8 protein-coding genes are annotated in these 11,304 nt (G+C 70.0%); all 8 read left to right on the top strand.

The window, feature by feature from the left end; translation table 11 throughout:
- Positions 1 to 250: 250 nt before the first annotated feature.
- The 8 genes from ACZ4WQ_RS42530 to ACZ4WQ_RS42495 all read left to right on the top strand — a co-directional run bounded on the left by ACZ4WQ_RS42530 (position 251) and on the right by ACZ4WQ_RS42495 (position 11,285).
- Positions 251 to 1,918, top strand: a complete 1,668-nt coding sequence (locus ACZ4WQ_RS42530) for an ABC transporter substrate-binding protein (RefSeq protein ID WP_398372864.1) — start codon at positions 251 to 253, stop codon at positions 1,916 to 1,918.
- Between the two features lie 44 nt (positions 1,919 to 1,962).
- Complete coding sequence (locus ACZ4WQ_RS42525; RefSeq protein WP_361182093.1) at positions 1,963 to 2,967, top strand: ABC transporter permease; 1,005 nt, start codon at positions 1,963 to 1,965, stop codon at positions 2,965 to 2,967.
- Positions 2,968 to 2,973: 6 nt separating this feature from the next.
- Positions 2,974 to 3,873 (top strand): ABC transporter permease, encoded by a 900-nt coding sequence (locus ACZ4WQ_RS42520; protein WP_311721721.1) that lies wholly within the window; start codon positions 2,974 to 2,976, stop codon positions 3,871 to 3,873.
- Between the two features lie 73 nt (positions 3,874 to 3,946).
- Entirely contained in the window at positions 3,947 to 5,005 is a 1,059-nt protein-coding gene (locus tag ACZ4WQ_RS42515) for an ABC transporter ATP-binding protein (protein WP_398372867.1), read from the top strand.
- 50 nt (positions 5,006 to 5,055) lie between these two features.
- Positions 5,056 to 6,144, top strand: a complete 1,089-nt coding sequence (locus tag ACZ4WQ_RS42510; RefSeq protein WP_398373023.1) for an ABC transporter ATP-binding protein — start codon at positions 5,056 to 5,058, stop codon at positions 6,142 to 6,144.
- Positions 6,141 to 7,184 (top strand): LacI family DNA-binding transcriptional regulator, encoded by a 1,044-nt coding sequence (locus ACZ4WQ_RS42505; RefSeq protein ID WP_311721723.1) that lies wholly within the window; start codon positions 6,141 to 6,143, stop codon positions 7,182 to 7,184. The genes ACZ4WQ_RS42510 and ACZ4WQ_RS42505 overlap by 4 nt, the downstream gene beginning before the upstream one ends.
- A gap of 215 nt (positions 7,185 to 7,399) precedes the next feature.
- The gene (locus tag ACZ4WQ_RS42500) at positions 7,400 to 9,001 is read left to right on the top strand and encodes an FAD-dependent oxidoreductase (RefSeq protein ID WP_398372869.1); all 1,602 of its coding nucleotides are present in this window, start codon (positions 7,400 to 7,402) and stop codon (positions 8,999 to 9,001) included.
- Positions 9,002 to 9,113: 112 nt separating this feature from the next.
- A complete protein-coding gene (locus tag ACZ4WQ_RS42495; RefSeq protein ID WP_398372871.1) occupies positions 9,114 to 11,285 on the top strand; it encodes a glycoside hydrolase family 3 N-terminal domain-containing protein in 2,172 nt (723 codons plus the stop codon).
- Positions 11,286 to 11,304 lie beyond the last annotated feature (19 nt).

Below are 11,304 nucleotides of genomic sequence, written 5' to 3'. Positions count from 1 at the left end.
CCTGCGATCAGCACGGTTGACCAACTGATCGCTCACGTCACCGCCAACAACCCTCCGTTGAGCTGTCCGTAGTGGATCAGTGTCCTAAAAACCTCTTCACGTCACACTCTTGACGCACTCTCGTAACGTCCGTACGTTCCCTGGTCATACGTAGAAGCAGAGGCCCGGGAGCCCTTCCTGCTATTGCTCATACGTATGAGCACGTCTTTTTGCGTCCTGCACCGCCCTCACGAGGAGCCAGGAGTCAGCCATGTCCACCAGAAGAGCCTTCATCGTGCGGGCCGCCGCGTCGGCCGTGGCCGTACCACTGGGAGCGAGCGCCTGCACGGCCGGGACGGGCGCCGGCGGAGCCGGGACGAGCGGCAAGGGCGCGCAGGCGCTCGTGTTCGGCAAGACCGACGGCGGGACGATGTTCGTCCGCAACTACAACATGTTCGGCCCCGCCACCCAGAAGTCCCCCAACAGCGAGTTGATCTACGAGCCGTTGGCGCGGATCGACTACAGCGACGGTGCGAAGGTCAAGCCCTGGCTGGCCAAGAGCCTGGAGTTCGACGAGTCCGGCACCACGCTCACGGTGAAGCTGCGCGACGATGTGAAGTTCTCGGACGGCAAGCCGATGACCGCCGACGACGTGGTGTTCTCGCTGGGCATCCCGCTGAAGGACTCCTCGTTCAACACCGGTGGCACCACCTACGAGCGCGTCGCCAAGAAGGACGCCACGACCGTCACCCTCCACTGGAAGCAGCCGGCCTTCAGTGAACTGGGTCAGCTCGCCTCGATCCAGGTTCCGATGGTGCCCAAGCACATCTGGGCGGGGAAGGACCTCAAGAGCTGGACCAATCCCGATCCGGTGGGCACCGGCCCCTTCACCCTGGAGCGGTTCGCAGCTCAGCAGGTGACCCTCCGCGCCAGGGACGACTATTGGGGCGGCAAGTTCGCCCTGAAGGAGCTCAAAGTCGTCCCGACCAGTGGCGACGCCGTGCAGGCGCAACTGCTGCGCGGTGACGTGGACTGGGCGCTCATCGCCTGGAACGGCGCGGAGAAGGAGTATGAGGCGAAGGATCCCAAGCGCCACCTGTATCAGAAGTACGCAACCGGTGGCACCTACGCTCTCTTCTTCAACACCGCTCAGGCTCCCTTCGACAATGTCCATCTGCGGCGGGCGCTGGCGATGACGATTCCGCGCAAGGACATCGTCACCATGCTTCAGCGTCCCGGTACGGAGGCGGGTCCCACGGGACTGGTCGACGAGGTCTTCGGCGATGTGATCCTGCCCGAGTACCGCCACAAGGTGCAGCCGGTGGACGCCGCCGGAGCGCAGAAGGAACTGGCGCTGAGCGGCTTCAAGGTCCAGGGGGGCAAGCTGGTCAAGGACGGCAAGTCCTACGCTCCGAAGCTCTCGTTCAACCAGGACTACGGCTGGGACCCGTACGCCAACAGCATGATCCGCAGCTGGCAGAAGCACCTCGGAATCACGGTGAAGCCGGTCGGTGCCCCCGGTGCCAACCTGTACGAGCAGCAGCAGGCCGGCGACTTCGACCTCACCATCAACTTCACGCTCGGCGGCGGCGTCGGCGGCATCTACAGTGGGCTGAGCGGCCGGGCCTACCGCCCGCTGGGGGAGAAGGCCGCCACCAACTACGGGCGCTGGAAGGACCAGGCCACCGATGCGGCGCTCGGCAAGCTGCTGGGGTCGAACGAGCCCGCGGTGACGAAGAGCGCCGGGGAGGAGCTCCAGAAGATCGTCGCGCAGCAGGTTCCGTACAGCCCCATCTACAACAGCTACTGGTTCATCGCCATCAACGCCTCGCACTGGGAAGGCTGGCCCACCCCCGAGCACTTCTCCCACGTGCCGTTCCCGGGCCTGGGGCCCGACACCACGCTGACCCTGATGAACCTGAAGCAGGCCGGCAAGTGACTGCGGCGACCGTGTCCGCCGCGCATGCCGCGCGCCCGGCCAGGGTGCCCCGCCGCTGGCGGTTCCTGGGGCGTCGCCTCGGCTTCTATCTGGCCGCCGCCTGGTCGGCGATCACCCTGAACTTCTTTCTGCCCCGGTTGATGCCGGGCGACCCGTCGGCCGGCATCGTCGACAAGTTGCAGCGGGTCAGTGGTCAGCAGGTGTCGCCGAGCGCCCTGGAGTCGATCCAGAAGGTCCTCGGCGAGCCGGATGCCAATATGGGCCGCCAGTACCTCGAGTACCTGGGCCAGCTGGCGCACTTCAACCTCGGTGTCTCGGTCAGCAACTACCCCGTGCCCGTGAGCGACCTGCTGTGGCAGGGCCTGCCCTGGACCCTGCTGCTGGTCGGCTCGACCACGGTGATCGCGTTCGTGCTGGGCACCGGCATCGGCGCCGTGGCCGGCTGGAAGGCCGGCGGCCGCTTCGACACGGTGGTCACCCCCCTCACCACATTCGTCTCGGCCATCCCGTACTTCTGGATGGCGCTGCTGGGGCTGTGGCTCTTCGCCTTCCAGCTGGGCTGGTTCCCGCTGTCCGGCGGATACGACGCCGACCTTTCGATCGGCTTCTCCCCGTCATTCGTCCTGAGCGTGCTGCACTACGGGGCGCTGCCCGCCGCCACCATCGTCTTCTCCGCCTTCGGCGGCTGGCTGCTCGGCATGCGCAACATGACGGTGACCACCGTCCGGGAGGACTACATCCTGCTCGCCCAGGCCAAGGGCCTGTCCGGCCGCCGGGTCATGCTCCGCTACGCGGCCCGCAACGCCGTCCTGCCGAACTTCACCGGCTTCGCCCTCGCCCTCGGCCATGTCGTCGGCGGTGCCCTGCTCACCGAGGTCGTCTTCAACTACCCGGGCATCGGCTATCTGCTCTACACCTCGCTCCAGCAGCGCGACTACCCGGTGATGCAGGGGGTCTTCTTCCTCATCATGCTGACCGTCCTGCTGGCCAACCTGCTGGCCGACTCGGTGTACGCCCTGCTCGACCCGCGCATCAGAGAAGGAGGGTGACGGGCGTTGAGCACCACATTCCTGACCAGCTGGAAGGTCCGCATCGGCCTCGGCATCCTGGCCTTCTTCTGCCTGCTGGCCCTGTTCGGCCCCTGGGTGGTGGACACCCTGCTGGGTCTCGACCCGCGCGCCAACGACATCAGTGTCATCGCCCAGCCTCCCAGCGGTGAACACCTGCTGGGGACCAATCAGTTCGGGCAGGACATCCTCGCGCAGATCGTCGAGGGCGCCCGCGGCTCGATGTACGTCGGGCTGGTCGGCGCGGTGGTCGGCACGGCGATGGCCATCCTGGTCGGTGTACCCGCCGGGTACTACGGCGGCCGGGTGGACGCCGCCCTGAACTTCCTCACGAACCTGTTCCTCGTCATGCCGGTGCTGCCGCTGATCCTGATCGTGGCCGGTTATCTGGAGGGCACCGGGCTGACCACCATCGCCCTGATCATCGGTTTCTTCGGCTGGTCCGGCGGGGCGCGCACCCTGCGCGCTCAGGCGCTCTCCATCGCCAACCGTGACTTCGTACGGGCCATGCGCATGCTCGGCGAACGCGGCCGCCGACTGGTGTTCGCCGAAGTACTGCCCCATCTGACCGGGCTCATCGCGTCGATGTTCCTGCACGCGATGATCGGCGCGGTGATGGCCGAGGCCGGACTCGCCTTCCTCGGCATCTCCGACTCCTCGGCGATCAGCTGGGGGACGATGATCCAGTCGGCGCAGCAGCAGAGCGCCGTCCTGCGCGGCCTGTGGTGGTGGTTCGTCCCGCCCGGCCTGTGCATCGCCCTGATCGGTACGGCGTCGGCCCTGGTCAACTTTGGCGTCGACGAACTCGCCAACCCCAAGCTGCGGGCCGCCCGTCCGGCGTCGGTCCGGCGCGCCAAGCGGCTGGCGCGAGCCGGAAGCGGGGCGTGATCACCGTGTGTGCCCCGCCACCGCCTCCCATGACCTCGCGCACCACGACTTCTCGGCCCGGAGGGGGATTCCGATGACCGTACAGGTTGAGCAGCACAGGCCGTCCGTGGCCGCGGCCGGGCAGGCCGTTCTGGAGGTCCGCGGCCTGACTGTCGAGTACGCCACGCGCAGCGTCCCCGTGCGCGCCTGCTCCGATGTCTCCTTCACCCTGCGCCGAGGCGAGATCCTCGGGGTCGCGGGGGAGTCGGGCTCGGGGAAGTCCACTCTGATCACCGCTCTGACCCGGCTCCAGCGCCCGCCCGCCGTCACCACCGCCGGGGAGATCCTCTTCCACGGCCGGGACGGCGCCCCGCCCGTCGACCTCGTCGCGCTCGACGGCAAGCAGTTGCGTCGCTACCGGTGGACGGCGCTGTCCATCGTGCTCCAGTCGGCGATGGACGCGCTGAATCCGGTGATGCGGATCGGCGCCCAGTTCGCCGACGTCCTGCGGGCCCGCGACCGCTCGATGAACAAGCAGGACGCCTGGGCGCGGGCCGCGGAGCTGCTCGCCCTGGTCGGGATCTCCGCCGACCGGGTCCGGGACTATCCGCACCAGCTCTCCGGCGGGATGCGCCAGCGCGCCGCCATCGCCCTGGCCCTGGCCTGTGGTCCCGAACTGGTGGTGATGGACGAGCCGACGACGGCCGTCGACGTCGTCATGCAGCGACAGATCCTCGCTCAAGTACTGCGTCTGCGACGTGAGTTGGGCTTCGCGGTCATCTTTGTCACGCACGACCTGTCGCTGCTGCTGGAGCTGGCGGATCGCATCGCCATCATGTACGCCGGCCGCATCGTCGAGGTGGGCGGGGCGGCGGCCCTCTACAGCGCGCCGAAGCACCCCTACACCCAGGGCCTGCGGGACTCCTTCCCGCCGTTGCGCGCCCCGCTGCGCACCCTGCGGGGCATCCCCGGCACCCCGCCCGACCTGGCCCGCCCACCATCGGGCTGCCCGTTCCATCCGCGCTGCGCGCGGCGGACGGAGGGCTGCGACGAGCGGCTGCCCGCACTGCTGCCCGTGGGGCCGGAACCAGGGCACGAGGCCGCGTGCCTGCTGAACGAGACCGACGGCGAGACGGGAGGGCAGAACCGGTGAGCAACCCCCTACGCGAGGCGACATCCTCGGCAGGCCGGCGGGCGGCGCGGGTGCCCAAGGCGCCCGCGGAGACGGAGACGGAATACGTCCTGGAAGCACGGAATGTCTCCAAGCACTTCACCGTCCGCGGTCCGCTCGGCCGCACCTCGGTCGTCCGTGCCGTCGAGGACGCCACCGTCCGCCTCAAGCCCGGTCAGATACTGGCGCTGGTGGGGGAGAGCGGCAGCGGCAAGACGACCCTGGCCCGGATACTGGCCCGCTTCCACGAACCGACGCAGGGCGAGATCGCCCTGCGCGGCGAGCCCGTGAACGGCAGCCGGCGGGCACAGCGCTCCTACCACTCCGAGGTGCAGCTGATCTTCCAGGACCCCTTCGGGTCGCTGAACCCGCTGCACCGCGTCCGCTACAACCTCGACCGGGCGTTGCGCCTGCACCAGCCCCACCTCACCGCCACCGGGCGCCGGCAGCGGATCACCGAGCTGCTGGAGCGGGTCAGCCTCACCCCGGCCGAGGACTTCGCGGCGAAGTTCCCGCACGAGCTCTCCGGCGGGCAGCGTCAGCGCGTCGTGATCGCCCGCGCGCTCGCCGTGGAGCCCAAGGTCCTGCTCGGCGACGAGCCGATCTCCATGCTGGACGTGTCGATCCGGCTGGAGATGCTCAATCTGCTCCAGCGGCTGCGGACCGAGGACGGACTCGCACTGCTGTACATCACACACGACATTGCCAGTGCCCGCTATCTGTGCGATGAGATCGCCGTGATGTACGCCGGGCAGATGGTGGAATCCGGCCCCAAAGAGGATGTGATCGCGTCACCGCAGCACCCGTACACCAAACTCCTCATAGAGTCCTCCCCGGACCCCGAGCGGGGAGTGGGCGACCGCGACGCGCTCTTCGCGGGCGCCGACGAGCTGGGTGAGCCGCCCAGCCTGATCGACCCGCCGGCAGGCTGCCGTTTCCACCCCCGCTGCCCGTTCGCGATGGAAGAGTGCGTCACCGATGCGCCGCCGCGCACCGAGCTGGGCGACGGGCACTGGGCGACGTGCTGGCTGCACGTCAAGGGCCGGGCCCGGGAACTGGCCGAGACGACACACGCCGCGGCCACCACAGCCCGGCGGGAGACGCTGCGAGGAGCATCGTGACAGGACGACGGCGCGACAAGGCGCCCAACCAGGCGGACGTGGCTCGGCTGGCAGGCGTGTCCCAGTCAGCGGTGTCCCGGGTGATCAGCGGCAACGCGGCGACGGCGCGGATCCCGGAGGAAACCCGGCAGCGAGTCTTCGAAGCGGTGCGCGAGCTGGGATACGTTGCCAACCCCGCCGCCCGGGCCATGCGCAAGAAGCGGAACAACCTGCTGGGCGTGCACACCTTCGAGCGCGTCTTCCCCCGCGCACACGAGGACTTCTACTTCGAGTTCCTGCTCGGGATCGAGGAGCGGGCCGAGGAGACGGGCTTCGACCTGGTGCTGTTCACCTCCACCGGGTCCGGCAACGACGGCGGACGGAAGGTCTACCGGAACGGCACCAATCGGCTCAACCTGGCCGACGCCAGCATTCTGCTCGGTGTCTCCACCGACCGCGGCGAGTTGGCCCGGCTCTGGTACGAGGGCTATCCCTTTCTCCACATCGGCCGCCGTGAGGTGCCCGGCGCGGAGATCCCGCAGATCATCCCCGACTACCGGTCGGCGAGCGGGCAGATCGTGCAACGGCTCGCGGAACACGGCCACCGGCGGTTCGGCTACGTACGCGAGTGGATGGAAATGGAGCCGTACGAGGACCGCCGCGCAGGCTACGCGGAGGCCGTCCAGCGGCTCGGCCTGACGGACACCTCCCCAGGTTTCCATGGCACACCGGACATCGAGGGCTCCTGGCTCGACGAGGTCGCGCGTGGCGCGGTGACCGCGATTGTGGCGGAGAGTGTGCGGCTCGCGGAGTCGCTGCGCGAGCAACTGGGGGCCCGTGGGCGGAAGATTCCCGATGACGTGTCCGTCGCCGTGCTGGAGCGGGCGCCCGCGGACCTGTCCGGGCAGTGGGACTCCCTGGTGATTCCCCGCATCGAGATCGGGCGCCTCGCGGTGGACCGGCTCCAGGCCACGCTCGACGACCCCGAGCAGCGGACGGGGAGCCTGCTGGTGCCGTGTCCGCTGATCAGGGGCACCACCATCGCGGCGGTGAGCGAGTAGGGCCGAACGCCCGGGGTCGCCGGACGAGCCGAGAGATGAGCGGCGCCGTCCGTAGGTCCCGGCCTGTCCTGAAACCCGGCGGACGGCGGGCGGGAGCCGCCCGCACACCGTCTCTCCACGGATACCCGAACCTAACCCACACCCACCGGCGAGGCCGGCCCTTCGGGTACGCCCCCGAACTGGCCACTTCGACCGGCAGAAGGAGCCCCGAGCCCATGAGAGAAATACGAACCGAGTTCCTCGTCGTCGGCGGCGGACTCGGCGGCGTGGCCGCGGCGCTCACCGCCGCCCGGCTCGGCCGGACGGTGGTGCTCACCGAGGCCACCGACTGGCTCGGCGGACAGCTCACCGCACAGGCCGTGCCGCCCGACGAGCATCCCTGGATCGAGGGCCCGGCCGCGCCACCCGGCTACGCCGAACTCCGGCGTCGCGTACGCGACTACTATCGCCGGAACTACCCCCTCAGACCGGAGGCCGCGCAGGACCCGCTCCTCGACCCGGGACTCGGCATCGTGAGCCGGATGTGCCACGAACCGCGGGTGGCCGTGGCCGTCATCGAGGAGATGCTCGCCCCGTGGCGGTCCTCCGGTGCGATAACCGTCCTCACCGGGTACGAGCCCGTCGCCGCACACACCGACGGCGACCGCGTCGAGGCGGTCACGCTGACCGACCGGTACGACGGACACGAGATCACCGTCCACGCCTCCTACGTCGCCGACGCCACCGAACTCGGCGACCTGCTGGAACTGGCCAACGTGGAGCATGTCTTCGGCGCGGAGGGCCGCGACGAGACCGGGGAGCCGCACGCGCCCGACACCGCCGACCCCCTCGACCAGCAGGCCGTGTCCTGGTGCTTCGCCCTGGAGCACCGGCCCGGCGAGGACCATGTGATCGACCGGCCCGCCTCCTACGACCACTGGCGCACCACCGTCGCCCCGTTCTGGCCCGGCCCGCAACTCTCCTTCACCGACATCGTCCCGATCACCCTCCAGCAGCGCACCTGGCCGCTGATGGGAGGCGGCCGGGAGGCCGGCGAGCACTTCGGCCTGTGGGAGTTCCGCCGCATCCTGGCCCGCGAGCAACTGGCTGCTGAAGCCTCCGGCTCCGACCTCACCGTCGTCAACTGGCCCCAGATCGACTACTGGGAGGCGCCGTTACTGGGCGTCGACGCCGAGCAGCGGCAGGCGGCGCTCGCGGCCAGCCGCGACCTGTCGCTGTCCTTCCTGCACTGGTTGCAGACCGAGGCTCCTCGCCCCGACGGCGGCACCGGCTGGCCGGGGCTGCGTCTGCGGCCCGACGTCACCGGCACCCGTGACGGCCTGGCCAAGACGCCGTACATCCGCGAATCCCGGCGTATCCGGGCCGAGTTCACCGTCCTCGAACAGCACGTGGGCGTCGAGGCACGTCCGCCGGGCGCCGGAGGCGAGGTGTTCCACGACAGCGTGGGCCTCGGCAGCTACCGCATCGACCTGCATCCCAGCACCGCGGGCCGCACCTACATCGACATCGAGTCCTACCCCTTCCAGATCCCCCTGGGTGCCCTGATCCCCGTACGCGTCGACAACCTCCTGCCGGCCAACAAGAACATCGGCACCACGCACATCACCAACGGCTGCTACCGGCTGCACCCCGTGGAGTGGGCCATCGGCGAGGCCGTGGGGGCCCTCGCCGGGTTCTGCCTCGACCGGGCCCTGCCGCCCCGCAAGGTCCGCTCGGACCAGGCCCAGCTCGCCGACTACCAGCACCTGCTCGGCCAGACGCTCGGGATTCAACTGGCCTGGCCGGAGGAGATCCGCAGCCGAGCGCACCACTACTGAGGATCAGTCGCACCCCACGAGCCGTGATTCCGACGGCACGTTTGTCTCCCGCGTCCTCGGTCCCCTGACAGCCGGGGGCGCGGGCTCTATTCACACCTGAGAGGAATCCGCCATGAGCGGCCATGACCACCAGTCCCGTATCGAGGAACTCCTGGGGCAGATGACCGTCGACGAGAAGCTGGGCCAGCTACAGCAGCTGGCCTGGGCCTGGGGCACCGGTCCTGGCGGCGCCGACACGGAGCAGGCCGAGGCCGCCGCGCGCAAGGGACTGCTCGGCTCGGTGCTCAACATCGTCGGCGCCGAGACGAGCAACGCTCTCCAGCGCATCGCCGTGGAGGAGTCCCGCCTGGGCATTCCGCTGGTCTTCGGCCTGGACGTGATCCACGGCTACCACACCACGTTCCCGATCCCGCTCGCCCAGGCCGCCGCCTTCGACCCGGCGGTGACGGAGAAGGACGCCGAGGTCTCCGCGCGCGAGGCCCGCTCCAACGGCACCCACTGGACGTTCTCCCCGATGATGGACGTCACCCGGGAGCCGCGCTGGGGCCGGATCGCGGAGAGTATCGGTGAGGACCCGTATCTGACCGCCGGCTACGCGGTGGCCAAGGTGCGCGGCTACCAGGGCGCCGACCTGAGCGCGCCGGACCGGATCGCCGCCTGCGCCAAGCACTTCGTGGCCTACGGCGGCGCGGAGGGTGGCCGCGACTACAACACCGTCGACGTGTCCGAGCAGCGGCTGCGCAACCTCTACCTGCCGCCGTTCCGGGCCGCCGTCGACGCCGGCGCCGCCACGGTCATGGCGGCCTTCAACACCATCAGCGGCGTCCCGGCCCACGCCAACCCGCACACCCTGACGGACATCCTCAAGGAGGAGTGGGGCTTCGACGGCGTCGTGGTCAGCGACTGGACGGGCGTCCAGGAACTGATCCCGCACGGCAACGCGGCGAACGAGGCCGAGGCGGCACGGCGGTCCCTGACCGCCGGAGTGGACATGGAGATGGTCTCCACCACCTTCGTCGACCACGGCCGGGACCTGCTCGCCTCCGGGGCGCTGAGCCAGGAGCGGCTGGATGACGCCGTCGCCCGGGTGCTGCGCCTGAAACTGCGACTGGGCCTGTTCGAGAGCCCGTACGTCGAGGAGTCCGCGGCGCTGACGACGCCGACCCCCGAGGCGCGGGCCGCGGCGCGCGAGGTCGCCGGGCGCTGCATGGTGCTGCTGAAGAACGACAACAACGTCCTGCCCCTCGACGCGCAGGCCCTGCGCTCGCTCGCGGTCGTCGGCCCCTTCGCCGACTCCGGTGACCTGCTGGGCACCTGGACCCTGCCCGGCGCGCCCGCGGCGGTCCCGGTTCTTGCCGGCCTGCGCGCGGCACTGCCGGACACCGACATCCGCCACGCCGTCGGGGTGCCCTCGGACGGGTTCGACACCGGTGGCATTCCGGAGGCCGTGGCGGCTGCCGAGGCCGCCGACGCTGTCGTGCTCGTGGTGGGCGAACCGCCCGCGATCAGCGGAGAGGCGGCCGTACGCAGCGAACTCGGCCTGCCCGGCGCCCAGGAGGAGCTGATCGACGCGGTCGCCGCGGCCGGCAAGCCCTGCGTCGTGGTGCTCGTCGGCGGGCGCCCGCTCACGATCGGCGGCTGGGCGGACAAGGTGTCCGCGATCGTGATGGCCTGGCACCCGGGCATCGAGGCGGGCCCCGCCGTCACGGACGTCCTGACCGGAGCCGTGGTCCCGGGCGGCAAGCTGCCCGTGACCTTCCCGCGCACGGTCGGCCAGCTCCCGCTCTACTACAACCACGAGCGGACCGGCCGCCCCTCTGACCCGGCCGCGCCCGACGTGAAGTACGTGTCGAAGTACCTCGACCTCGCCGACGGACCGGAGTTCGCGTTCGGCCACGGCCTGAGCTACACCACCTTCTCGCTGGGCGACCCGGTGCTGAGCCGTGAACGGATCGGGGCGGAGGAGCTGGGGGCAGGCGCGACGGTGGAGGTGTCCGTCGTCGTCCGCAACAGCGGCGACCGCGAGGGCGACGAGGTGGTCCAGCTCTACGTCCAGGACCCCGCCGCGAGCATCGCCCAGCCGGTTCGCCGACTGCGTGGCTTCCGCAGGATCCGGCTGGCGGCGGGGGAGGAGCGGGAAGTGCGCTTCACCCTGGGCGCGGATGACGTCGGCTTCTGGACCAATGACCCGGCCGGAGTCTTCACGGTGGAGCCGGGCGAGATCCACATCCACACGGGCAACAGCTCACAGACCCGCGCCCGGCGCACCCTCCTGATCACCTGACCGCCGGCGGGGCGGTCTG

Source organism: Streptomyces sp. NPDC028305 (assembly GCF_055569495.1).
Note: the sequence above shows the minus strand (reverse complement) of the source record. Positions and strands in the feature narration are given on the sequence as shown.

Bases quoted from the DNA above. Each gene is read 5' to 3' on its own strand.
- ACZ4WQ_RS42500 (WP_398372869.1), top strand. From the start codon at position 7,400: ATGAGAGAAATACGAACCGAGTTCCTCGTCGTCGGCGGCGGACTCGGC.
- ACZ4WQ_RS42495 (WP_398372871.1), top strand. From the start codon at position 9,114: ATGAGCGGCCATGACCACCAGTCCCGTATCGAGGAACTCCTGGGGCAG.
- ACZ4WQ_RS42515 (WP_398372867.1), top strand. From the start codon at position 3,947: ATGACCGTACAGGTTGAGCAGCACAGGCCGTCCGTGGCCGCGGCCGGG.
- ACZ4WQ_RS42530 (WP_398372864.1), top strand. From the start codon at position 251: ATGTCCACCAGAAGAGCCTTCATCGTGCGGGCCGCCGCGTCGGCCGTG.